We start from the raw sequence: 25,031 nt of genomic DNA, 5'->3' as shown, positions 1-25,031 counted from the left end.
CAATGTAAAAAATACTATACTAAAATATTAATCTAATATCTTGGTAACCTGTCCTGCACCAACTGTTCTACCACCTTCACGGATAGCAAAACGCAAACCTTCACTAAGTGCGATTGGAGACAACAAGTCAACAATAATAGTAAGGTTATCCCCTGGCATAACCATCTCAACTCCACTAGGAAGATTGATAGTACCGGTAACATCAGTAGTTCTTACATAGAACTGAGGACGGTAGTTATTATGGAATGGAGTGTGACGTCCACCTTCTTCTTTTTTAAGGATATAAACCTCAGCTTCAAATTTAGCGTGTGGCTTAACAGAACCTGGCTTACAGATTACCATTCCTCTTTTTATTTGAGCTTTTTCAATACCTCTCAAAAGAATACCAACGTTATCACCAGCTTCACCTCTATCCAATATCTTACGGAACATCTCAACCCCAGTAATGGTAGAATTCAATTTTTCAGCACCCATACCAATGATCTCAACAGGATCCCCTGTGTTTGCAACTCCTGTTTCAATACGTCCAGTAGCAACAGTTCCACGACCTGTAATAGTAAATACATCTTCAACAGGCATCAAGAAAGGCTTATCAACATCCCTTGTTGGCAATTCGATCCAGCTATCAACAGCTTCCATCAATTCCATTACAGTATCAACCCATTTTTGCTCACCGTTAAGTGCACCCAAAGCCGATCCGGAAATAACAGGACCATTGTCACCATCATACTCATAGAAAGAAAGCAATTCCCTTACTTCCATTTCAACCAACTCCAAAAGCTCCTCATCATCAACCATATCCACTTTGTTCAAGAAAACAACAATTCTTGGAATACCAACCTGACGACCTAAAAGGATGTGCTCCCTAGTCTGTGGCATTGGACCATCAGTAGCAGCAACAACCAATATGGCACCGTCCATTTGAGCAGCACCAGTAACCATGTTCTTTACGTAATCCGCGTGACCTGGACAATCCACGTGAGCATAGTGACGGTTCGCGGTAGAATATTCTACGTGTGAAGTATTAATTGTAATACCTCTTTCTTTTTCCTCAGGAGCGTTGTCGATAGAATCGAAACTTCTCATTTCAGAAAGTCCTGCGTTTGCCAATACTGTAGTAATCGCAGCAGTCAATGTAGTTTTACCGTGATCCACGTGTCCAATAGTACCTATATTCAAATGCGGTTTGGAACGATCAAATGTTGCCTTTGCCATGTGTGTTAATTTTAATTCTTAGTTTATATTAGTGTACAAATAATGCCTTAATTGAGCCAATGATGAGATTTGAACTCATGACCTCTTCCTTACCAAGGAAACGCTCTACCCCTGAGCTACACCGGCATCTTTAATTTTAACCATTGGGCCAGGCCCAATCTAAAACTACAACCCTATACCCAAAGTTTAAGAGCGTTGACGAAGTTTACCCTCGGCGTCGCTCAGGACAGGATACCAAAATCTTGTCCATTTAATTTTAATTGCGCAAAGCCCCATCAAAGGAGCTTTTGCTTTTAAAATTAGAGCGGGAGACCGGGTTCGAACCGGCGACATTCAGCTTGGAAGGCTGACGCTCTACCAACTGAGCTACTCCCGCTTTTTATAATTTTTAGGCAAACCTAAAAATTAATTTCATTATTTCAAAAAAAACTTTCTGTATTCTCATACAAAGACCTTTTAAAGCCTTTTTGTGGGGAGAGCAGGATTCGAACCTGCGAAGACGTAGTCAGCAGATTTACAGTCTGCCCTCGTTGGCCGCTTGAGTATCTCCCCAAACCATATATTTTAAAGAACCCGGAAAACTAATTTTCCTTTTTTTTTGAGCCGATAGAGGGACTCGAACCCACGACCTGCTGATTACAAATCAGCTGCTCTAGCCAGCTGAGCTACATCGGCTTTTATTACTTTTTTCCTCAAAAAAAAGTCCGCTATTTCTAACGGACTGCAAATGTAGATATTTATTTATTTAATCAAAACATTTTTTGATAATTTTTTTATGCATTTAATCTTATTTTTTCTTTTCGCTTTACCAACTTCCTTTCCAAGGAACTACATGCCGTGTCCACGGCCTCTTCAAAGGACTTACATTGCTTTTTAACCACAAACTTATCTTTGGGGACCAACACCTTGATTTCCACAATTTTATTCTCCTTTGCACTTGTGTTCTCGACCTTTAGGTATACATCGGAACTAATTACCTTGTCATAAAACAGTTCCATTTTATTTAACCTTGCCTGAATAAAGTCAATTAGCTTTCCGTCTGCAGTGAAATTAACCGATTGTGCATTTACTTTCATAGAATGAAGTTTTAATAGAGTTAAACAATAAATTTAGCTAAAGACCGCACTATTTCTTACTTCTAGGATGAGCCGCCAAGTGCACCTTCTTTAATTCCGCAATACTGTTGTGCGTATAAACCTGTGTTGATGCCAAACTCGAATGCCCCAATAACTCTTTTACAGAATTTAAATCCGCGCCCTTATTTAGCAAATGGGTGGCAAAGGTATGTCTTAAAATATGCGGACTCTTTTTTACCTTGGCCGACACTAAACTAAAGTACTTATTTATAATTCTATAAACAAGGGTTTCATACATTTTATTGCCTTTGGCAGAGAGAAGAATATAGGCCTTATCCTTAATTGCTTCCAACGCGCTCCGCTCGAGATTATATTCCAAAAACAATTCCTTGGTCGCCTCTAGTAGTGGAATGATCCTTTCCTTATTTCGCTTCCCCAATACCTTTATTGTCATGGCCCCATAATCCACATCCCCAACCTTAAGCCCTATCAATTCAGCACGTCTTATCCCAGTGGTATACAGCAATTCGATTATCAACTTATCGCGCTTGCCCTCAAAATTATCTTCGAAGGGAATTTGGGAAAGAACATCATCCATCTCAGTTTCCGAAAATGGAATCTCAATTTTCTTTGAAGTCTTAAGTGCTTTGTGTTTTGCCAAGGGGTTAACCGTCAATACACCAGCCCCCAAAAGATACTTATAATAAGCCTTTAAGGACGCTATTTTGCGATTTACGGATCTATTGGACACCCCTGATTCCACCAAGGAAACTATCCAGCTCCTGATCAGGTTGTAGGATATCTGCGCTATATCCTCAATGCCAAACTGCTGCCTGCAAAAATCTTGAAATTCCAGTATATCGTTCCGATATGCTTTTGTTGTATGGGGAGAATAGTTCTTCTCCAACCCCAAATAAGAAATAAATGATTCTAAGGACATAACCCAAAGTTACGAAGATATACATCCAATATAGTACGGCACAAAAAAAAAGTCCCACTAAAAGTGGAACTTTTTAAACTATTATAAATTCAAGTGGAACTAGATTTCCTCTTTATCCCTTAGACCTTGAATATATTGAGCTTTCTGAATCTTCGCTCTGTTCTCTACAGATGGCTTAGTAAACTGCTGACGTTTTCTCAACTGTCGCATTGTACCTGTCTTGTCGAACTTACGCTTAAAACGCTTTAAAGCTCTATCGATGTTTTCTCCTTCTTTTATTGGTATTATTAACATGGGCAATAACCTCCTCTCTTTTGTGATTAAGGCTGCAAATATATACCTTAAAAATGAATTACAAATATTTATTTTAAAATTTTTCTGGCAATAACCACTTTCTGTATCTCGGTAGTACCTTCCCCAATAGTACACAACTTGGAATCCCTATAGAATTTTTCCACGGGAAAATCTTTGGTAAACCCATATCCACCGTGTATTTGCACTGCCTCATTTGCTACTTTTACACATACTTCCGAAGCATACATTTTGGCCATAGCTCCCAATTTGGTAACATTACGCCCTTCATTTTTAAGAAATGCAGCCTTGTGCAAAAGTAATTCCGAAGCTTCGATTTCGGTGGCCATATCCGCTAATTTAAAGGAAATACCTTGAAATTGGCTAATAGGCTTACCAAACTGCACCCTCTCCTTCGAGTATTTTAAAGCCGCCTGATAAGCTCCTTTGGAAATTCCCAGGGACAAAGCCCCAATGGAAATTCTTCCACCGTCCAAGATCTTCATAGACTGAACAAATCCTTCTCCGATTCCCCCCAATCTATTTGCGTCCGGAATTTTGCACTTATCAAATACCAATTCGGCCGTTTCACTGGCCCTCATTCCCAGTTTGTTCTCCTTCTTTCCACTGCTAAAGCCAGGTGTACCCTTTTCCACTACAAAGGCAGTCATACCATGGCTATCCCCTTTTTCTCCGGTTCTTGCCACCACAACCGCAATATCCCCACTCTTGCCATGGGTAATAAAATTTTTGGCTCCGTTCAAAACCCAAAAGTCCCCATCCTTGACCGCTGTGGTACTCATACCTCCTGCATCGGAACCGGTATTGTGTTCCGTAAGGCCCCAAGCCCCGATCCATTCTGCGGTAGCCAATCTTGGAATCCATTTTTTCTTTTGAACCTCATTCCCAAAACTTAGGATATGATTGGTACATAATGAATTATGTGCCGCCAGTGATAATCCTATGGAAGGATCCACTTTGGAAATCTCTTCAATAATAGCTACATATTCGTGATAACCCAGGCCTGACCCTCCTAGCTCCACAGGAACCAAAACCCCCATAAAACCCATCTCCCCAGCTTTCTTAAAAACCTCAACGGGAAAGGTTTGGGCCTCGTCCCATTCCATTACATAGGGCCTAATATATTGTTCAGCAAACTCCCTGGCTGAGGCAGCTACCATTTGTTGAGTTTCAGAGTAGTCAAAACTCATTGTAGTAGGGGTATCGATTACCATTATTAGCAATTTTTTTTATAATTGCAAATATAACTTAATTATATCTAATTTTTCCGAAGGAAAATCTTCGATTTCCATTAATTCATCAAATGAAGCTATACCACCGTTCGCCTCCCTAAAAGCCACCATACGTGCTGCCACTTCATATTTTATATAAACAAGTTTGGAGATATCCCTTGGGGACGCTTGATTGATATTGATTTTTGTAATTTGCGGCCTTTGCAAAATCTTGAAGTGCTCCAAAATCCTCGCAGTCACCTTCGGCTTCAGACCATAGACATGTCCTAACTGCTCCTCGGACAAAAAACCACCCAGGAGGTCCCTAAATTTTACAATGCGCCGGGACAACTTCTCCCCTATTCCATTAATAATCCTTAATTCTTCCGCCGTAGCAGTATTAAGATCTTTGACCTTTACATTCTTAAAGCGTTCAGGGCCCGAACTGGATCCCCAATTTCCAGGGGAAGAAGAACTATTACCAACCACCAACCCCACTCTTCTTTTATCCGTCCATTCCGGAAACTTAAAATAAGGCTGCAAACTCTCCAAAAGGGAATCCGATATCAATGTTACCTTTTGAAACTCCTCTCCAGAATTAACAAATTGGTTCCCAGCCCTAAAAGCATGAAGCCGATCTATTTCCTCTGTAGACATCCCTAAAATGTAACCCTTGTAATCTGTTATAAAATTGGGATTAAATGGATAATGACTGATAGAATCCTCCGTTTGGCTATGACATTTCAGCTCCTCTATTTTAGCTTGGTATTCCTCATCGACCAATAAGGAATTGGTATTTTCAGTTATAGGATACCATTTAAAAATAAAATACACTATTTGGAACATAACGATGAGAAACAGTAAGAAGAAAATCCCGTTTCGTTCCTGCTTATTGAACCTAAAATGGGATTTTAACGATTCTCTGTTCACGACTCAAACTTTTTGTCCTAAAAATACTTTAACATTTCTTGGATAATGCTATAGGGGGGATTACAAATCCCTATATAAAAAGCATCGCTGCAAAAGCGGCTAAGTTCAAAATGCCACCCACCCCGAATCCAGGTTGGTTATAACCTAAATATAGTAAAAATGTAATAGATTTAAAAAGTTGGCACAACCTCAATCTCCAGCCAAATCTTGGGCAATGTTCCTCCGACGGTATCAATAATTAAAAAATCCCACCTTATTCCCTATGATGGAATTTAAGGTGGGATTTGTATTTATTATCCTAAGTATTTAATTATGCCTTCCCCTTTTTTTTGTAAAGCAGATTTGCCTTAAGTTTTATCAAATAATCATCAAGATCCTTTTTCACCTCACCGGACATCAGATAAAGTCCAATAATATTCGGGAAGGACATGGCCAAAATCATCATATCCGAAAAATCCAATACCGCTCCCAAGCTCACCGATGCACCAACCACCACAAATACTAGGAATAACATCTTATATACAAATTCCACTTTTTTACTTTTCCCAAAAAGGTAGGTCCAAGCCCGCATCCCATAGTATGACCAAGAAATCATGGTTGAAAAAGCAAACAGGAACACTGCTAAGGCCAAAACATATGGAAACCAAGAAAGCACACTTCCAAAGGCATCCGAAGTTAATTGGGCTCCTGCCATTCCCTCTACTTCATGCATCCCTGTAAAGATCAAAACCAAGGCAGTCAATGTACATACCACAACCGTATCTATAAAGGGTTCCAAGAGGGCTACAAAACCTTCAGAGGGCGGATGGTTAGTCTTTGCCGTACTATGTGCAATTGCCGCTGAACCAACTCCGGCTTCATTGGAGAACGCCGCCCGCTGAAAGCCAACGATCAAAACTCCAATAACCCCCCCTTTAAGCGCACTGGGACTAAAAGCACCTTCCACAATGGCCGCAAAGGCTGGTCCTATATTTTGAATATTGATTATGATTACCGTAAGGGCGGCCAGAATATAAATGGAGGCCATGATAGGAACTACCCTCCCGGTTACATTGGCTATACTATTTATTCCACCAATTATTACCACACCAACCAAAATTGCTGTAATTATTCCAAAATAAAACCCATTGCCCTGTAAAGCAGGAAACTGTCCGGAAAGTTGTTCAAAGGATTGATTGGCCTGGAACATATTTCCACCACCAAAAGAAGCTCCCACTGCCAAAACCGCAAATAGACCGGCCAGCACTTTTCCAACCCCCTTTAAATTCCTTTTCTCAAGGCCATAGCGCAAATAGTTCATCGGACCTCCAAAAACCCGGCCGTCCGGAAGTATATTACGGTACTTAACCCCCAAAGTACACTCCACAAATTTGGAAGACATCCCAAGCAAGCCACATACAATCATCCAAAACGTTGCACCAGCGCCTCCCAAAGAAACGGCCACACCTACCCCGGCAATATTCCCAAGTCCGACCGTACCCGAAACGGCAGTTGCCAACGCTTGAAAATGGGTAACCTGGCCTGGGGCATCCGGATCGTCGTATTTACCCTTGGCCAAATCAATGGAATGCCTAAAGCCCCTTATATTGATAAAGCCCATTCTAAGTGTAAAAAAAACAGCCCCAATAACCAACCAAATCACAATAAACGGTATTGCCTTTTGCTGTGGATCCCCATTTGGATGGGTTATAACTATTGGTTCATCATATTTGACCTCTGCCAAAAAATGTGCCCCTTGCTCTATTACGTGCTCCAGGTTCTCGGAATTGTATATTACTCCTCCCTCCTTGGCCAAATGCTTTAATACTCCGTTGACGGGAGAGGTTATTGTTTCGGTAGTTCCATTACTTTTGGAAATAATTGCAATATCATCCCCCTTTTTTACTTTTTGTCCTTCCGGCTTCAACCACTGCTTTAAAATAAATTTATCCTTCAACTCTGGAGACCAACCTGGAATTCCAATACGTTTCACATCGGCATATACCACAGGATCATAAATGCCGATGGCAGCAAAAGGGTCCCAGAAAAGAACAGAGCCCAAAGCACTAACGGCAGGTGTCATTACCCCATTAAAAAATTCGGTAATGGCTTCGGCCGGCACCTTGAACTCCTTAGTAACCTGTACCCCTTTTGCATCGGTAACGGTAACCGTATAGGCAAGGCCTTCCACCAAATTAGTGGCCTGATTGGAAGTCAATGCCGTATTTTGATTACTCCATTTATACTGATAAGGAGGGGTACCTCCGTCAACCTCCAGCTTTATAACACCGTCATTGATGTTCTTGGAAGGATTGTAAATAGATTCCTTTACAACCAGTTCTTGTGAAAATAACACAAATGAAAACAGTAAAAAAATGGAAGATATATATTTCTTCATAAGTAGCTTGAAAAGATTAATTTTAGTTGGTTTAGCTTCAAATATCCCGGCAATATCCTAAAAATAATGCTCGGAATCAAATATAATTGTTTAATAACTTAATCTATATGGAACATCTCATTTAATTTTTTTATCTGTTCGGGCCTGCCCAAAACTATGACCTTCCCCTGCGGCTGCAATTTTATATCGGCCTCTGGGTTAATAATATAATTGCCATTTGGGTCTATATAACCAATGATTGTACAACCTGTCTTCTTTCTCAAATCCAGATCGCGCAGGGAATGGTTGTCAATTTTATCCATAAAACTTTCTATGGTCACCTCTTCCAAGTTGGTGGTATGTTCGCCTTCGGTTGAAAGTTTATCCATGAAAGTAATCAAATCGGGCATAACTACTAAGGAGGCCATATGATCCCCTCCTATCTTATCGGGCATAATCACTTTGTCCGCCCCCGCAAGTCTCAATTTCTTTTCGGAAGTTAATTGGGAAGCCCTGCTGATAATGAACAGTTTTTTGTTCAATTGTCTGGCCGAGAGCACCACAAAGAGGTTTGCTGCATCATCGGGCAGGGCAGTAATAAGGTATTGCGCCCTATCTATCCCAGCTTCTTCCAAAGTATCATCTTCATTGGCATCACCTTCAATAAACAAGATCTCTTCTTCGAATTTCTCAATGACTTCCCTATTTCTTTCTATGACCACAAAGGATCTATTGTATGCCTTTAACCTTTCTGCCGCCTGATTTCCATTGCGACCAAAACCGCAAATTATAACGTGGTTACTTAAATTCTTAATTTTATTTTTCACCCTTTTTTTCTTTAAAAGTTGAAGCGAATTTCGACTTAGGATATACTCGGTTATTACTGAAATTGCAAATGCAAATATAAATACACTGGTCACTATTAAAATTACGGTAAAGATTTTTGCCTCGGCATCCAAAGGCCTTACCTCTGAAAAACCCACGGTAGTTACCGTAATGATTGTCATATAAAAGGCATCGATCCAAGTATAGTCGGACAGGAACCTATATCCAAAAACTCCGAACAACAAGACCATGACCAATAGCGTCAGCGCCAAATACATTCGGGAGCGAAAAAGTCTTATCATACTTAAAGATCAAAAACAGAGGTTCTTTTGGTGTATAGCAAGTCCTTTATCCTTAACCAAAAGGCCATAAACAAATAAAGGGCAAAGCCGAAGCCCAAGGTAACGAAAGTAAGATAAATAAAGGATGTACGAACCACTCTGGTACGTATGCCCAAACGCTCAGCTATTCGCCTACAAACCTCAAATCCTCTTTTCTGAAAATAATAAAGTACTTTGTAGAAAATGTTCATGCCTTAAAATTAAGGTTTTCTATTCAATAATTGATGGCCCACAGCACATTGCAAACATTTATTTTTTATGCAATACTCATTGTACAGTTGTAAAGCGGCCTGACTCTCCTTGGCTGACGGAAATTGCAAATTAAGCATCTTGAACTTGGAAATAACGTTATTGCTTTCCGCGCCTATATTGGAAATAATAGGTAATATCTCCTCGGGCACCTCCCTTCCCATATGCTTTGCATAGCTTAATTTTATAGGAAGAACGGTATTGACAATTAATAAATCCACAAACTTCCTATTTAGTTTCTTGCCATTGCTCTTGGAGATTTTTCCAAAGTTATAATGGTTGTCCCAATATTTACTGGCAGAAACATTGAAAACCGAATAGATTTCCCCAACACTTTTGGCATTTACAACCCTACTGAACAGGTTTTGGTGCAACGCATACAAATTGGCCAATTGGGAAAGTCGTATAGTCGGGAAATTGGAAGGGCGCAGTTTAAAGAACTCTGGTTTTTGATATGGTGGATCCAGGAAATCGAACTTGGCCATAAGAAAAGCATACTCCCTTTGTAAGCTATCATAATAATTATCACCGATGATATCATTGTCCAAAAATCCGGCAAACCCGAAGAGCAAACTTTCCAATTGCAGTGTATTGGCCTGTATTTTGCGCACCACAGGGTAAGGTAGCCTACTGGCAATTTCAAAAAAGGGCCCACTATTTATTTTTAGTCCAAAATTTTTGGAAAGCAATACAAAAAATACACGCTCCCAATCGTTGTTGGAGTCTATTAAAAGTTGGGAAACCAAATCGGTTTTCCTTTCCAAACGCTCAAAAAAGAGCACCTCCAACCAATGCTGTAAAACAAAATCGGAAATATGGCCAATCTCACTTCCACAATTTATAAAGGAGCTATTTTTCCGGGAGAACAATTTTTGGTACTCCCTTAGAATATCCAACGATATATAATCCTTGAGCACCAAGGTTGGAATTATAGTGCTATCGCTCCTGAAAACATCACAATCGTGCTCCCAAACTACATGTAGTATTACATTTTGGTAATGGGGATCTATTTCGTGATTGTGGGCATACCAATCGGAAGATTTAATATGCATTTCAACCGTACCCGCCCACAACTGACCATCTATTATAATCTTGGCGTTAAAAAAATCGGGGCCGGCCAGTAGGTTGTGCGATCCTACCTCCAATATTTGGATGTTTTCGCTTTTGGACCCTACCAAACTTTCCAGCTGAAGTTTTTTGTACTTCCAAATAAAATGCAAAAGATCTTCCCGCATAAACCAATGTATAGAATAACTACTAGACCTTAAGGTTACTATGGGAACGGGTACGCACTACTGGGATTCTTCTAGGTTCTTCACCAAAAAGAATGGTTTTACAAGTAGCTTACTCTACGATCTCACCTTCCCAATTCATAAATCCACCTTCCAAATTGTAGGCGTTTTCAAAACCAAGCTTGTTCATAATGGCACAGGCCTGACCGCTTCTTTGGCCAGATCTACAATAAACGTAATAGTTTTTTGTTTTATCCAATTTCTCCAATTCGGCCACGAACTCCTGTCCCATATAAATATCAATATTGGTAGCGTTAGGGATATAACCGTCCTCCACCTCTTCCGGAGTCCTAACGTCCAATATGAAAGCATTCCCGTCGCTTTCCAATTGTGCACTCCATTCCTCTTGTGATAAATCTGCCATTTGTTTTATTATTTAAACCCCAAAAATAATGTTTTATAAAAATTCATCCAATAATTAAGGTCAAATATATAATGAAGCAGACAGCCCCAATAAACCAGGCCATTGTTGCACCTTCAATAACAAATTAAATTTTTAACAAATTTTTGGCAACGGCATTGTTGGAATACAGCATTAAAATCATACATTTGTATATACAATTGTTGTAACGACATGAATGTAGAAAAAATAATTAAAACCGAGAAACAAATTCCTTTAGCGAGCAGGACCCTCATACATTTAAGTCTAGTGGAAAGCAAGATTAATGAAATCATGACCACAGCACTTAAACCACATGGTGTCTCCCTTCAGCAATTTAATGTGCTGAGAATTTTAAGGGGACAAAAGGGCAGACCCGCCAATCTTTCCACCTTGAACGAAAGGATGGTAACCAAAATGAGCAACACCACTAGATTGGTGGACAAGTTGATCTTAAAGGGGTATGTAGACCGCATGGTGTGTCCCAGCAATCGTAGAAAGGTGGAAATAAATATCACTGTCCAAGGCGAAACCGCATTGACTGAAATGGATTTTGCCATGAAAGAGGCAGAAGAAAAATTATTAAAAAACTTTACAGTGGAGGATTTAACCACATTAAATGCCCTACTGGACAAATTTTAAAAGCAAGTATAAATAATTATAAAATTCAAAATATGAATTCCTATATCAAAAATTTGAACTGGCGTTATGCCACCAAAAAATTCGATGCTTCCAAAAAAGTGTCGCAAAAAGATTTAGACAACTTACTGGAGGCCACCTCCCTTAGTGCATCTTCTTACGGATTACAGCCCTACGAGATACTGGTTATAGAAGATGCTGCATTGAGAAAAAAATTACAGCCAGCAGCTTGGGGACAGTCACAAATAACCGAAGCCTCCCACTTAATAGTACTGGCCAACCAGTCTACTTTTGGGGAAGAATTGGTAGATGATTACTTGGACAATGTAAGTGAAACACGTGGTATTCCGTCCAATGATCTACAAGCTTATTCAGATTTTATGAAATCCAAATTAATGCCATTATCCGAATCCGCAAAAGCCACCTGGACGGCAAGACAGACCTATATCGCCCTGGGCAACCTTTTATCGGCGGCAGCGGACCTTAAAATAGACACCTGTCCTATGGAGGGTTTTGACAATGCCCAATTCAATGAAATCCTTGGACTTAAAGGGAAAGGACTTAACGCAGCAGTTCTAATCGCCGTGGGCTATAGGTCCGAGGAGGATAAAACACAACATTACAAAAAAGTGCGCAAAGCCAAAGAAAATTTAATTACACATATATAAACAGAAACAGTAACATTAACAAACATTATCTAAAATTGAAACTATGAAAAAAAATGCATTGAGTTTAGTATTGTCCGTATTTACAGGTTTAACCGCCCTTGCATCCACTCCTGTGGATAACGAAGTTAAACAAGTTAAAACATCGGAAAGCACCGTAACTTGGAAAGGATATAAGGTTACCGGTTCCCACCATGGAACCATTGCCCTAAAAGAAGGCTCCTTAATATTTGACGGTGATAAATTAACCGGGGGCGAATTTGTAGTGGATATGCCAACTTTGGTTTCAAACGACCTGCAGGGGGAATACAAAGGAAAGTTGGAAAATCACTTGAAATCCGATGATTTTTTCGGAGTTGAGGCACATCCTACCTCCAAATTGGTCTTCACTACCGTAAAGTCCACCGGAAAAAATTCCTATGAAGTAACCGGAGACCTTACCATAAAAGGGAAAACCAATCCCGTTACCTTCGATATTTCCGTCTATGGAAACAAGGCCACTGCCACAATGAAGGTAGACCGTTCGTTATATGACGTGAAGTACGGATCTGGTAGTTTCTTTGATAATTTAGGGGACAAAACCATTTATGACGAATTTGATCTGGTAGTGGATTTGGTATTCTAAACCCAACCAATTCAAGATTTTTAAAACCTCACAATTGTGGGGTTTTTTATTTTTTACGTAACACAGGTTTGTAAATTTAAAATTCCTTCTTATATTTGGCATTCAATGAAGAACATGGTATCAAATACTTGGTGGTGGAGCAACTTACGAAAAACATCGTGAGCAAAGCATCATTGTAGTATAACTATATAAAAGGCTTGTCATCACGACAAGCCTTTTTTTCGTTTATCATAGAAATTAAAGAACCCATTGGCAGAGAGTAGCAATTAAAAGAACAAACATGAAATACCAGCTAATATCACATCATAAAAAAATACTTGCGGACACCATTACCCCCGTAAGTGTCTATTTAAAAATAAGGGATCGTTTCCCCAACAGTATCCTGTTGGAAAGTAGTGACTATCATGCCAACGACAATAGTTTTTCCTATATCTGCTGCAATCCCATTGCTTCCATAAAAGTGGAAAACGAAACCATTACGAAACAATTTCCAGATGGGTCCATAGAAGAGATCAGTGTGGGCGAACAAACGGACATCCCAAGTATTTTACATGATTTTGGTCAAAAATTTGATTCCCAAAACAACAACTTTAAATTTATCAACAATGGCCTGTTCGGGTATATGGCCTATGACGCAGTAAAGTATTTTGAGGACATAGACATTTCCAAGAAAAATAACAGTATCTCCATTCCCGATATCTATTACGCCATTTATCAAAATATAGTGGCCATTAACCATTTTAAAAACGAAGCTTATATTTTTGCGCACTGTTATGAATCCCAAAATAACATTGGGGAAATAGAACAGATCCTCAACGCCAAAAACTTTGCCTCCTACAATTTCTCCAAAGAAGGAAACCCCATTTCCAATCTAAAGGATGAGGAATACAAACAGCACGTAGAGCTGGCAAAAAAGCATTGCAATAGGGGCGATGTTTTTCAATTGGTATTGTCCAGAAGGTTCTCGCAGGAATTTAAGGGCGACGAATTTAACGTCTATAGGGCGCTCAGGTCCATAAACCCTTCTCCCTATTTATTTTATTTTGACTATGGGGATTTCAAAATTTTCGGAAGTTCTCCAGAAGCCCAATTAATAGTAAAAGATGGCAAAGCCGAAATTCATCCAATTGCAGGGACCTTCAAAAGAACAGGGAATGATGAACAGGATGCCGAATTGGCCAAAAAATTAAAAATAGATGACAAGGAGAACAGTGAACACGTTATGCTGGTTGATCTGGCAAGAAACGACTTGAGCCGAAACGGCACTATGGTTAAAGTGGAAAATTACAGGGAAGTACAATTCTTTTCACACGTAATACATTTGGTCTCCAAAGTAACGGGACTAAAGAAAAAGAACATCCCTACCATGAAAGTTGTCGCCGACACCTTTCCTGCGGGTACCCTAAGCGGTGCCCCCAAACACATGGCCATGCAACTCATTGAGAAATACGAAAAAACAAGTAGGGGCTATTACGGTGGGGCCATTGGGTTTATGGATTTCAACGGGAACTTCAACCATGCAATTATGATCCGTACCTTCTTAAGTAAAAATCATCAATTGCACTACCAGGCCGGAGCCGGTTTGGTAGCAGCTTCAAATCCAGAAAATGAACTACAGGAGACTTACAATAAATTGGGGGCTCTGACCAAAGCCTTGGAAATAGCGGAAACCATATAAAAAAACTCCCATCAAATTTGCCTTGAACTTTATTGTTTAGGAAAATGCAAGAACCATTTAAGATGTTCCAAAGTGGACAACAATAGTATGAAACAGAAGACAGACAAAATAGCGAATACCAACCCCTCGACCAATCTCCAGGGAACCTCCATATTGGTTATAGACAATTACGACAGTTTTACTTATAACCTGGTCCACTATTTGGAGGATTTGGATTGCAGTGTAACCGTCAAAAGAAATGACCAAATTGATCTTGAGGAAATCGAAGCCTTTGACAAGATCGTTCTTTCCCCAGGGCCTGGAATACCCGATGAGGCCGGTTTGCTGAAAGCAATCATTTCAAAGTATGCACCAACAAAAAGTATCTTTGGTGTATGCCTTGGACAGCAAGCTATAGCTGAAGTTTTCGGAGGGTCTTTGGTCAATATAGACCAGGTCTATCACGGAATAGCTACCAAAATAAATATTGTAAAAGACGATATCCTTTTTAAAGGATTGCCTAAAGAAATAGAGGTGGGGCGCTATCATTCGTGGGTAGTGGACCCTGCACTACCAGAAGTGTTGGTAGCCACCTCCTTTGATGAAAATGGACAGGTCATGTCTTTACGCCATAAGGTATATAATGTATGTGCCGTACAATTTCACCCCGAATCCGTATTGACCCCCCATGGGAAGAAAATATTGGAGAATTGGGTAAAAAACTAGAAGTAATTAATGAGTATCAACTATTAATTTTCCTTATCGCACCCAACAATAACAACATATAGTAACAGAGAATTCCAAGTACATGGTACTTATATCTCAACACCATAGAAATAATGAAAGATATTCTAAACAAACTGATCAATCACGATGTACTTCCAAAAGAGGATGCAAAACAGGTTTTGGTCAATATTGCCAAAGGAGATTACAATACAAGCCAGATTGCCGCTTTTTTAACCGTTTATATGATGCGTAGCGTCACCATAGAGGAGTTGGAAGGCTTTAGGGACGCCTTATTGGAACTTTGTTTGGCGGTGGATCTATCTCAATACAACCCCATAGATCTATGTGGTACCGGAGGCGATGGGAAAGACACCTTCAATATTTCCACCTTGGCCAGCTTTGTAACGGCCGGAGCCGGTGTTAAGGTAACCAAACACGGCAACTATGGAGTATCCTCAAAATGTGGCAGTAGCAATGTCATGGAGTTTTTGGGTATTAAATTCAGTAATGAGGCCGGATTTCTTGAAAAATGTATAGACGAGGCAGGTATCTGTGTATTACATGCCCCCTTATTTCACCCGGCCATGAAAAATGTAGCCCCTATACGCAGGGAATTGGGAGTTAAAACCTTCTTTAATATGTTGGGCCCAATGGTGAACCCGGCCTTCCCCAAAAATCAAATGGTCGGCGTATTTAATTTGGAACTTGCCAGGATGTACGGTTATCTATACCAAAAGACCGATAAAAACTTTACAGTCCTTCATGCCTTGGATGGTTACGACGAAATTTCATTGACAGGTAATACCAAAACAATTACCAACAAATCGGAGGGAATGTTAAAGCCTTCGGATTTTGGTGTTGAAACCATCTCCGCATTGGATATTGCGGGAGGAGATAGTATAGAAAAATCTGCCCAGGTTTTTCTTAATGTACTACAGGGAAAAGGTACTGCACCGCAAAATAATGTGGTCTGTGCCAATGCTGGAATTGCCATTGCCACTGTTAAGGGAATAAGCCCTAGGGAAGGCTTTGAGGAAGCCAAAGAATCCCTGGTCAGCGGAAGAGGGTTGGCTGCATTAAAAAAATTACAGGCCTTAAGTCAATAAAAAATAAAAAATAAAGGGCCTTGCACAAGCGGGCCTTACAGTACCTATGAATATACTGGACAAAATAGTTTTGGATAAGAGAAAGGAAGTGGATCTAAAAAAATCGATTATTCCGGTTGCCCAATTGGAAGCTTCCATATTGTTCAACAGACCTACAGTTTCTTTGGCAAATACCTTGAGAAATAGCAATACTGGGATAATCGCTGAACACAAAAGGCGCTCCCCTTCCAAATCGGTCATCAACCAAAACAACAGTGTCTCCGATGTAGCGGTCGGCTATGAAAAAGCCGGCGCCTGTGGCATGTCGGTTTTAACGGATGGAAAATATTTTGGCGGATCCTTGGACGATCTATTATTGGCCAGGGCATCCGTACAAATGCCATTGCTTCGCAAAGAATTTATCATAGACCAATATCAAATATTGGAGGCCAAGGCCCATGGTGCAGATGTGATATTGTTGATTGCGGCCATATTGAGCAGGAAGGAAATTAAAACTCTATCCGAATTGTCCAAACAATTGCAATTGGATGTATTGTTGGAAGTTCACAACGAAGAAGAACTACAAAAGTCCATTATGCCCAGTTTGGACATGTTGGGAGTGAACAATCGGAATTTAAAGACTTTTGAAGTAAGCCTGGAAACCAGTAAAAACCTATCCAAATTAATCCCGGACGATTTTGTGAAGGTTTCCGAGAGCGGCATAAGTTCCGTTGAAGCCATACAAGAATTACAACCTTACGGATATCAAGGGTTCCTTATTGGGGAGAATTTTATGAAAACGGATAACCCAGGAGAGAGCGCCCTACAATTTATTAAATCGATTAAGTAACAGCATGGCCATGAAACTGAAAGTGTGTGGAATGAAATTGAATACCCAGGAAGTGGCCACCCTTCATCCGGATTATCTGGGTTTTATATTTTGGGAACCCTCCAAAAGATTTTTTAAAGGAAACATCCCCCAATTACCACCTTCCATTGAAAAAGTAGGTGTTTTTGTTGATGCCACTATTGAGGAAGTCTTGGAAAAAATTGAAACCTATAGTTTGGATGCCGTTCAATTGCACGGTAAGGAAAACCCGGAATTTTGTAGGAAGCTCAAAATAGCCAATATAGACCGTACAAATGCTATAGGTACGGCAAGCCTAAAAATCATAAAAGTGTTTTCTATTAAGGACGATTTTGATTTTGGTGTTTTAACTCCCTACGAGGAGATATGCGATTTTTTTCTTTTCGACACCAAAGGCAAATTACCTGGTGGAAATGGATTTACCTTCAGCTGGGAAGTGCTAAAGAACTATCCCTCTACCAAACCCTATTTTTTAAGTGGTGGCATTGGATTGGAGGAGGTTGAAAAAATAAGGGAATTTCAACAAAGGCCGGAATCAAAATATTGCCATGCCATTGATGTCAATAGTAAATTTGAATCGGAACCAGGATTAAAGGATATTAAAAAATTGAAGGAATTTAAAGAAGTACTGGGCAATGGGTAACCAATACTCAGTACTGAATACTATACTATAAAAACATGAATTACAACGTAGACGAAAAGGGTTATTATGGTGAATTTGGAGGAGCTTTTATTCCGGAAATGCTCTATCCAAATGTTGAAAACCTTAGACAGCAGTATCTAAAAATAATGGCGGAACCCTCCTTTAAAAAGGAATTTGATCAATTATTGAAGGATTATGTGGGTAGACCTTCGCCCCTTTATTTTGCAAAAAGGTTGTCCGAAAAGTACAACACCAAAGTATATTTAAAGCGCGAAGACCTCAATCATACCGGCGCCCATAAAGTAAACAATACCATCGGACAGATCTTAATGGCCAAGCGACTTGGCAAGACAAGGATCATTGCCGAAACAGGTGCAGGCCAGCATGGCGTAGCAACGGCCACGGTATGCGCCCTTATGGGAATGGAGTGCATTGTGTATATGGGCGAGATAGATATTGCCAGGCAGGCTCCCAATGTTGCTCGTATGAAAATGCTGGGAGCCAAAGTACGACCTGCCCTTTCCGGAAGTAGAACGCTAAAGGATGCTACCAATGAGGCCATTAGGGATTGGATCAATAACCCCGTGGATACCCATTACATAATTGGATCGGCCATAGGACCACATCCCTACCCGGATATGGTTACCAGATTTCAATCCGTTATTTCCGAAGAAATAAAATGGCAATTAAAAGAAAAGGAAGGCAGGGAAAACCCGGATTACGTAGTGGCCTGTATTGGTGGGGGAAGCAATGCGGCCGGTACCTTCTACCATTTCCTTCATGAAAAGGAAGTGGGCATTATTGCTGTAGAAGCGGCAGGACTGGGCGTGGATAGCGGCGAAAGTGCCGCCACCTCCGTTCTTGGGAAAATGGGGATCATCCATGGTTGCAAAACTTTATTGATGCAAACTGCCGATGGGCAGATTACGGAACCCTACTCCATTTCTGCGGGACTCGATTATCCAGGGGTTGGCCCCATGCACGCACATCTATACAAAACCGGCAGGGCAGAATTTATTGCGGTAACGGACGATGAGGCCATGCAGGCGGGAATGGTATTGTCCAAGTTGGAAGGGATTATCCCTGCTATTGAGTCCTCACATGCGTTTGCCATCTTGGAAACCAGAAAATTCCGACCAGAGGAGATAGTGGTCTTTAATCTATCGGGGCGCGGAGATAAGGATTTGGATACCTATATAAAATATTTCAAACTGTAAGCTATATGTACATTGCCACCCTAGTGACAATGCAAAAAATAATTTTAGAATGAACAGAATACATCAAAAATTACAAGAAGGCAAGAAAATATTGTCCCTATATTTTACCGCGGGCTACCCCACATTGAACGATACGGTAAAAATAATTCAAGATCTGGAAAAAAATGGTGTGGATATGATTGAGATCGGATTGCCCTTCAGCGATCCCTTGGCCGATGGCCCAACCATTCAGGCCAGTTCTACCCAGGCACTGAAGAATGGCATGACCACCTCGCTATTGTTTCAACAGCTAAAAGATATCCGCAAATCGGTTTCCATACCCTTGATCCTTATGGGATATTTCAATCCCGTTCTTCAATATGGCGTTGAGGAATTTTGCAAAAAATGTCAGGAAATAGGAATAGACGGACTTATTCTGCCCGATCTGCCTTTGGATGTGTATCAGGAAAATTACGAAGCCATTTTTAAAAAATATGGTCTTGTGAATATTTTCTTGATAACCCCACAAACCAGTGATGACCGTATCCGTCAAATAGATGCTGCTTCGGACGGGTTCATTTATATGGTAAGTTCTGCAAGTGTTACCGGTTCCCAAGATGGTTTCGGAAACAATCAAGAAGCCTACTTTGAGCGCATTTCGGATATGAGGTTGAAGAACCCACAGATTGTTGGTTTTGGCATAAGCAATTCAGAGACCTTTCAACAGGCCACCAAACATGCCAAGGGAGCCATAATTGGATCGGCATTTATTAAATTTCTGACACAAAAAGGGGTAGATAAAGTTGGGGAGTTCGTAAAGGGAATCCAAAAATAAATTACAACAATGGAGATTATCAATAATTGGAAAATAATTCTGCTCTTGTGCCTAACCCTTGGCTTGGCTCCTTATTTTCCTGAACCCCATATTCTGGGCAAATTGAAATGGATATCCGGTGGTGCAACGGGAATGGGACCCATGGACTGGTTCGATGTTCTTTTACATGGGTTTCCGTTTGTTCTACTCATTAGGATATTGGTCTTAAAAGCCTTAAAAAGGTAAATTTATGAAGGATATATGGATTCCTGCTTTTACAGAAATCCATTTATTCAAACCCATTTCGCCCGCCTAACATTCCCTTACAAAGGTTTAATTTGGCTGTAACTGCATTTTGCAAATTGTTTTTAAGTTGGGATAAACCATAAAACTTAATAGGAATGGGAATTAAAAACAATAAGGAAAATTTAAAGGAAAAGTGCAATAATCCTATCCTAACAATCCCTCTGGGAACTCCAATGTAGATACTAAAAAAAGAAACCATAAAAAATAGGCTCAACAAACGCCAATAATTATATGTCTGCATATGTACTGAAGTACTGTAAGATACTTTTAGAAAAATTCCCTATACTGTAAGACCCTGAAATCGATCGTATTGAATTCAGGGTTCTTGTCTTTTATCCTTTTATATTTCTCCAAGCTTCCAACCGCCCTATTGGCAGCTCCCGAAGGTGCTGTTAAGGACACTGTCTTAATTATTCTCTCCCTGCGTACCATAGTCTTTCCCCTCTTTTTCCAAGAATTATCCAACTTGGCAAAGGGAAGAACAAAGCGATGTACACGGGGCACCTCCGCAGAAACCAATTCCAGGCCAATGTCATGTTCCTTGAGATACTTTCTAAAAAAATACTCAGGACCATTTTTACTATTTCCCCCTGTAAACAATAAGGTATCCACTTTGGGACATTGTTGAATATAAGCCAACATATCCCTTAATACAATGTTTTCCATCCCCAGATCCGAAGCATCGATCTTGGAACGTTCTGCACTTTGTACTATATCACAAATCCCTATTTTTCGTTCCTTCAGAAAATCCACACGCTGCCCTATGGCCCTTTCCGTAGTTTCAAAATCCAAATTAAGTCCGAAAATTCGATCCAATATGGGCCACAATTGGCCATCCCGACTACCGTAGCAGAAATCAACGTCCCCCTCCTTTAAATCACCCGTAGTAAATCTGGGCGGCGGTAGGGTCCCTACTATTAGCTTGGTGGCATCCTCGAATATAAAGGGCTCGTACGGATGTGTATGTAAGAACATATTGGAAGACTTCATGTATTTAAAGAGCTTTGTCCTTACAAAGGTAATGCGTCTAAAAACAAAAGTTGCAGGGATATGCCCAAATATTGGCAAGTTCCCTGCAACTACATTATGTATTGTGCAATGCCAATTATTTTAACACCACCACCAAATCTTCGGAATTTACCAGGGAACCACCACTTAATTGCACCCTATCCACAATACCCTCTTCCGTGGCAGTAACGGTTGTTTCCATTTTCATGGCTTCAATAACAAACAAAGGCTGGTTCTTTTTCACCTCTTGGTTCTTGTTTACCAATACACTGGATAACAATCCCTGCAAAGGGGCACCTATCTGCTTAGGGTCTGAAGAATCCGCCTTAACATTTTCTACCTTGTCTACCTTAACGGATTTATCCTTAACAATTACGTTTCGCAATTGACCGTTTACCTTGAAGTATATACTAACATTTCCTGCCTCATCGGGTTCTCCCTTGAGCATAAGGGAAACCAGTATGTTTTTACCCCTGTCCAGCTCCACAATGATCTCTTCCCCTATTTCCATCCCATAAAAGAAATTCTTGGTCGGGATATTAACCACATTGCCATATTTTACATGGTGGTTATAGGCGTCCGTGAAAACTTTTGGATATAATTTATAGGAAAGGAAATCGGTTATAAGTAGCTCGCGTCCCATTCCTGAACTGAATTTTCTTTTGAAGGCATTAAATTCCTTATCAAAATCTATAGGCTCCAAATGTGCATTGGGCCTATCCGTAAACGGTTTTTCATCCTTCAGAACAATTTTCTGTAGCTTAGTGGGGAAACCACCAACAGGTTGGCCCAGATCCCCTTTAAAGAACCCTATAACAGATTGTGGAAAGTTAATGCTATCCCCTCTTTCAAGAACGTCCTCTGCCGTAAGTCCGTTACTGATCATATATTGTGCCATATCCCCTACCACTTTGGAACTAGGGGTTACTTTAACAATATCCCCGAACAGTTTATTTACTTCACCGTACATTTTGGTTACCTCGGGAAATTTGTCTTCCAATCCCAAAGCTATGGCCTGCCCTTTTAGGTTGGAGTACTGTCCGCCAGGTATTTCATGATTGTATACCTCTCCGGTACCCGACTTCAATCCGGATTCAAAGGTATAATAGTAATTACGGACCGTTTCCCAATAATTGGAATACTCGGCCAATTTATCGGTATTTAAAATATTCTGACGCTCGTTAAAACGCAACATCTCCACCACCGAATTGAAATTGGGCTGGGAAGTAAGCCCGGACAATCCGCCCAGGGCAACATCCACTACATCCACGCCGGCCTCTATAGCTTTAAGGTACATGGCCGATTGGGTAGAGGAGGTATCGTGGGTATGCAAATGAATAGGGATGTTGATTTCCGATTTTAAAGCAGAAATCAATTCATAAGCGGCATAGGGTTTTAGCAAACCTGCCATATCCTTTACTCCCAAAATATGGGCACCCGCATTTTCAATATCCTTGGCTAATTGCACGTAATACTTTAGGTCATACTTCGTTTTTGTAGGGTCTAAAATGTCCCCGGTATAACAAATGGAGCCTTCGGCCAGGCCGGCAGTCTTGGTTCGTACATATTCAATACATGGGGCAAGGGATTTCATCCAGTTGAGCGAATCAAATATTCGAAATACATCTACTCCAGACTTAAAGGACTCCTCTACAAACCGCTCTATCAAATTATCCGGATAAGCGGTATAACCAACTCCGTTGGAACCCCTGATCAACATCTGCAATAGTACATTGGGCATCGCTTTACGCAATAGTTCCAACCGCTCCCATGGATTTTCCTGTAGAAAACGAAGGCAGACGTCAAAGGTGGCCCCTCCCCAAACTTCCATACTAAATATCTCTGGGTGGTTCTTGGCATAGCCCTCGGCCACTTTTAACATATCTATTGTTCGCATACGCGTGGCCAGCAAACTTTGATGGGCATCGCGCATGGTAGTATCGGTAAAATGGACCTTTTTTTCATTCTTCAGCCATTGTGCAAATTGTTCAGGGCCCAATTCCGTCAACAGATCCTTTGTGCCCTTTGGAAAACCTTCCAATTTGGGAAAGGAAGGAACTTTCGGTTTGGAAAAAATATGATCCTTATCCAATTTCTTAACATCGGGATTACCGTTTACAATAGTTTCCCCCAGAAACTCGACCAATTTATTGGCTCGGTTCCTTGGTTCCACAAACTTGAAGAGTTCTGGTTCATTCTTAATAAAATTAACGGTCACCTTGCCTTCCCTAAAAGTAGGATGCTTCAAGATGTTGTCCAGGAAGGCCATATTTGTCTTAACTCCACGGATTCGAAATTCAGCCAATGCCCTGCGCATTTTTCTACACGAGCCGTCCAAAGTTCTACTAATTGCCGATACCTTGACCAGCATGGAATCGAAAAAGGGAGATATGGCCACCCCCTGATAAATACTACCGGCATCCAGCCTAATACCCAATCCGGAGGCACTCCTATAAGTAGTAACAACGCCATAATCCGGCTTAAAATCATTACCTGGGTCCTCGGTGGTTATCCTACATTGCAATGCATAGCCCGTAACCACTACGGAAGCTTGGTCTTGGATCTTAATTTGCTTATCGGAAAGCTTATACCCACCCGCTATAAACAGTTGGGCCTTGACCAGATCTATATTGGTAATCATTTCGGTCACCGTATGCTCAACCTGAATTCGTGGGTTTACTTCAATAAAATAGATACTACCGTCATCATCCACCAAAAATTCTACCGTTCCTATATTGTTATAATCAACGGCTCTACAAATGTCGATAGCATACTTGTATAAATTATTTTTTGTCTCCTGTGGCAGACCAATGGAAGGAGCAAACTCTATTACCTTCTGGTAACGGCGTTGCACCGAACAATCGCGCTCATATAAGTGCACAATATTACCGTGGGTATCCGCAACGATCTGAATTTCTATATGCTTGGGGTTTTCCACAAATTTCTCAAGGAAAACAGTATCGTCGCCAAATGCATTCAGGGATTCCCTCTTGGCCTCTGGAAATCCTTTTTTAAGTTCATCTTCCGTACGGATCACCCTCATTCCGCGACCACCACCCCCGGAAGCGGCTTTAAGCATTAATGGATAACCTATTTCCTTTGCTTCTGAAAGTGCAATATCAATAGTGGTCAAATCCTTATCACTACTTCTAATAATAGGTATATTATTGGCAACAGCAACATCCTTGGCCGTTATCTTATCGCCCAATGCCTTTAGGACTGCCACCTTAGGGCCAACGAAAATAATACCGTTGTCGTCACATTTTTGGGCAAATTTGGCATTTTCGGAAAGAAAACCATATCCTGGATGTATGGCGTCCACGTTATTGTCCTTTGCAACCTTGATAAGGGCGTCCATATCCAAGTAGGGTTTCAAGGGCTCTGTGTCCTCTCCTATTTGATAACTTTCATCGGCTTTATATCGGTGTAGGGAATATCGGTCTTCGTAAGTATATACCCCTACTGTTTTAATTCCTATTTCAACACATGCCCTGAATATACGTATTGCTATCTCTCCCCTATTTGCTACTAATACCTTTTTTATTTTCAACCTATTACGTTTTTGGAATTGCTCAATTTAACATAATTTTATAATAGTGCAAACTTAGCATATTAGGGCTAGGTCGCCAATATGTTAAAAGTAAATCTTTCAATAAATTTGTTACAAATAAAA

At 40.5% G+C, this 25,031-nt stretch carries 24 protein-coding genes and 4 tRNA genes; 11 read left to right on the top strand and 17 right to left on the bottom strand.

The features are described 5' to 3' along the window. Nucleotides 1-27: 27 nt before the first annotated feature. From tuf to C7972_RS13310, 15 genes are all read right to left on the bottom strand, one after another. Complete coding sequence (gene tuf / locus C7972_RS13380; RefSeq protein WP_110356675.1) at nucleotides 28-1,215, bottom strand: elongation factor Tu; 1,188 nt, start codon at nucleotides 1,213-1,215, stop codon at nucleotides 28-30. Between the two features lie 54 nt (nucleotides 1,216-1,269). Further along, nucleotides 1,270-1,341: transfer RNA gene (locus C7972_RS13375), tRNA-Thr, on the bottom strand. A 177-nt stretch (nucleotides 1,342-1,518) separates the two neighbouring features. Continuing rightward, nucleotides 1,519-1,591 (bottom strand) — tRNA-Gly (locus tag C7972_RS13370). Nucleotides 1,592-1,685: 94 nt separating this feature from the next. Then, nucleotides 1,686-1,767 (bottom strand) — tRNA-Tyr (locus C7972_RS13365). Nucleotides 1,768-1,816: 49 nt separating this feature from the next. Next, nucleotides 1,817-1,890 (bottom strand) — tRNA-Thr (locus C7972_RS13360). Nucleotides 1,891-1,988: 98 nt separating this feature from the next. Next, nucleotides 1,989-2,291 carry a ribosome hibernation-promoting factor, HPF/YfiA family gene (gene hpf, locus C7972_RS13355; RefSeq protein WP_031444834.1) on the bottom strand — a complete coding sequence of 101 codons (303 nt, stop codon included), beginning with the start codon at nucleotides 2,289-2,291 and terminating at the stop codon, nucleotides 1,989-1,991. A 49-nt stretch (nucleotides 2,292-2,340) separates the two neighbouring features. Further along, nucleotides 2,341-3,231, bottom strand: a complete 891-nt coding sequence (locus C7972_RS13350) for a tyrosine-type recombinase/integrase (RefSeq protein WP_110356674.1) — start codon at nucleotides 3,229-3,231, stop codon at nucleotides 2,341-2,343. A gap of 99 nt (nucleotides 3,232-3,330) precedes the next feature. Beyond that, a complete protein-coding gene (gene rpsU, locus C7972_RS13345) occupies nucleotides 3,331-3,525 on the bottom strand; it encodes a 30S ribosomal protein S21 (RefSeq protein WP_031444836.1) in 195 nt (64 codons plus the stop codon). A 68-nt stretch (nucleotides 3,526-3,593) separates the two neighbouring features. Further along, nucleotides 3,594-4,733: an acyl-CoA dehydrogenase family protein gene (locus tag C7972_RS13340; protein WP_110356705.1), complete on the bottom strand. Its 1,140-nt coding sequence runs from the start codon at nucleotides 4,731-4,733 to the stop codon at nucleotides 3,594-3,596. Between the two features lie 39 nt (nucleotides 4,734-4,772). Further along, nucleotides 4,773-5,684, bottom strand: coding sequence for a helix-hairpin-helix domain-containing protein (locus C7972_RS13335; protein ID WP_258364862.1), 912 nt, complete (start codon nucleotides 5,682-5,684; stop codon nucleotides 4,773-4,775). Nucleotides 5,685-5,994: 310 nt separating this feature from the next. Next, nucleotides 5,995-8,061 carry an amino acid carrier protein gene (locus C7972_RS13330; RefSeq protein ID WP_110356672.1) on the bottom strand — a complete coding sequence of 689 codons (2,067 nt, stop codon included), beginning with the start codon at nucleotides 8,059-8,061 and terminating at the stop codon, nucleotides 5,995-5,997. A gap of 98 nt (nucleotides 8,062-8,159) precedes the next feature. Beyond that, a complete protein-coding gene (locus C7972_RS13325; protein WP_110356671.1) occupies nucleotides 8,160-9,167 on the bottom strand; it encodes a TrkA family potassium uptake protein in 1,008 nt (335 codons plus the stop codon). Nucleotides 9,168-9,169: 2 nt separating this feature from the next. Beyond that, complete coding sequence (locus tag C7972_RS13320) at nucleotides 9,170-9,397, bottom strand: PspC domain-containing protein (RefSeq protein ID WP_110356670.1); 228 nt, start codon at nucleotides 9,395-9,397, stop codon at nucleotides 9,170-9,172. Nucleotides 9,398-9,406: 9 nt separating this feature from the next. Beyond that, entirely contained in the window at nucleotides 9,407-10,690 is a 1,284-nt protein-coding gene (locus tag C7972_RS13315; RefSeq protein WP_110356669.1) for a DUF2851 family protein, read from the bottom strand. A gap of 109 nt (nucleotides 10,691-10,799) precedes the next feature. Next, the gene (locus C7972_RS13310; protein ID WP_110356668.1) at nucleotides 10,800-11,111 is read right to left on the bottom strand and encodes a rhodanese-like domain-containing protein; all 312 of its coding nucleotides are present in this window, start codon (nucleotides 11,109-11,111) and stop codon (nucleotides 10,800-10,802) included. 210 nt (nucleotides 11,112-11,321) lie between these two features. On the opposite strand from C7972_RS13310, the gene C7972_RS13305 reads away from it, so the two are divergent. The 11 genes from C7972_RS13305 to C7972_RS13255 all read left to right on the top strand — a co-directional run bounded on the left by C7972_RS13305 (nucleotide 11,322) and on the right by C7972_RS13255 (nucleotide 20,290). Next, nucleotides 11,322-11,768 (top strand): MarR family winged helix-turn-helix transcriptional regulator, encoded by a 447-nt coding sequence (locus tag C7972_RS13305; protein WP_110356667.1) that lies wholly within the window; start codon nucleotides 11,322-11,324, stop codon nucleotides 11,766-11,768. Nucleotides 11,769-11,800: 32 nt separating this feature from the next. After that, complete coding sequence (locus C7972_RS13300; protein ID WP_110356666.1) at nucleotides 11,801-12,433, top strand: NAD(P)H-dependent oxidoreductase; 633 nt, start codon at nucleotides 11,801-11,803, stop codon at nucleotides 12,431-12,433. Nucleotides 12,434-12,476: 43 nt separating this feature from the next. Beyond that, on the top strand, nucleotides 12,477-13,055 hold the full coding sequence (locus tag C7972_RS13295; RefSeq protein ID WP_110356665.1) for a YceI family protein: 579 nt from the start codon (nucleotides 12,477-12,479) through the stop codon (nucleotides 13,053-13,055). Nucleotides 13,056-13,335: 280 nt separating this feature from the next. Beyond that, on the top strand, nucleotides 13,336-14,733 hold the full coding sequence (locus C7972_RS13290) for an anthranilate synthase component I family protein (protein ID WP_110356664.1): 1,398 nt from the start codon (nucleotides 13,336-13,338) through the stop codon (nucleotides 14,731-14,733). An 87-nt stretch (nucleotides 14,734-14,820) separates the two neighbouring features. Then, nucleotides 14,821-15,438: an aminodeoxychorismate/anthranilate synthase component II gene (locus C7972_RS13285; protein WP_110356663.1), complete on the top strand. Its 618-nt coding sequence runs from the start codon at nucleotides 14,821-14,823 to the stop codon at nucleotides 15,436-15,438. Nucleotides 15,439-15,551: 113 nt separating this feature from the next. Beyond that, a complete protein-coding gene (trpD, locus tag C7972_RS13280; RefSeq protein WP_110356662.1) occupies nucleotides 15,552-16,544 on the top strand; it encodes an anthranilate phosphoribosyltransferase in 993 nt (330 codons plus the stop codon). A gap of 46 nt (nucleotides 16,545-16,590) precedes the next feature. Further along, on the top strand, nucleotides 16,591-17,373 hold the full coding sequence (trpC, locus tag C7972_RS13275; RefSeq protein ID WP_110356661.1) for an indole-3-glycerol phosphate synthase TrpC: 783 nt from the start codon (nucleotides 16,591-16,593) through the stop codon (nucleotides 17,371-17,373). A 10-nt stretch (nucleotides 17,374-17,383) separates the two neighbouring features. Then, entirely contained in the window at nucleotides 17,384-18,034 is a 651-nt protein-coding gene (locus C7972_RS13270) for a phosphoribosylanthranilate isomerase (RefSeq protein WP_110356704.1), read from the top strand. 35 nt (nucleotides 18,035-18,069) lie between these two features. Continuing rightward, complete coding sequence (trpB, locus tag C7972_RS13265) at nucleotides 18,070-19,251, top strand: tryptophan synthase subunit beta (protein WP_110356660.1); 1,182 nt, start codon at nucleotides 18,070-18,072, stop codon at nucleotides 19,249-19,251. A 49-nt stretch (nucleotides 19,252-19,300) separates the two neighbouring features. After that, the gene (gene trpA, locus C7972_RS13260) at nucleotides 19,301-20,065 is read left to right on the top strand and encodes a tryptophan synthase subunit alpha (RefSeq protein ID WP_110356659.1); all 765 of its coding nucleotides are present in this window, start codon (nucleotides 19,301-19,303) and stop codon (nucleotides 20,063-20,065) included. Between the two features lie 9 nt (nucleotides 20,066-20,074). Continuing rightward, nucleotides 20,075-20,290: a hypothetical protein gene (locus C7972_RS13255; protein ID WP_110356658.1), complete on the top strand. Its 216-nt coding sequence runs from the start codon at nucleotides 20,075-20,077 to the stop codon at nucleotides 20,288-20,290. Between the two features lie 327 nt (nucleotides 20,291-20,617). Here the strand turns inward: C7972_RS13255 and C7972_RS13245 are convergent, their stop codons facing one another. Together C7972_RS13245 and C7972_RS13240 are read right to left on the bottom strand one after the other, a co-directional pair. Further along, nucleotides 20,618-21,325, bottom strand: coding sequence for a uracil-DNA glycosylase family protein (locus C7972_RS13245; RefSeq protein ID WP_110356703.1), 708 nt, complete (start codon nucleotides 21,323-21,325; stop codon nucleotides 20,618-20,620). A 130-nt stretch (nucleotides 21,326-21,455) separates the two neighbouring features. Beyond that, nucleotides 21,456-24,908: a pyruvate carboxylase gene (locus tag C7972_RS13240; RefSeq protein ID WP_110356656.1), complete on the bottom strand. Its 3,453-nt coding sequence runs from the start codon at nucleotides 24,906-24,908 to the stop codon at nucleotides 21,456-21,458. Nucleotides 24,909-25,031: the final 123 nt, after the last annotated feature.

It is taken from the genome of Arenibacter sp. ARW7G5Y1 (genome assembly GCF_003201775.1).
In the GTDB taxonomy this organism is placed as follows: domain Bacteria; phylum Bacteroidota; class Bacteroidia; order Flavobacteriales; family Flavobacteriaceae; genus Arenibacter.
The sequence above is the reverse complement of the archived record's forward strand: the minus strand, read 5'-3'. Positions and strand labels throughout refer to the sequence as shown.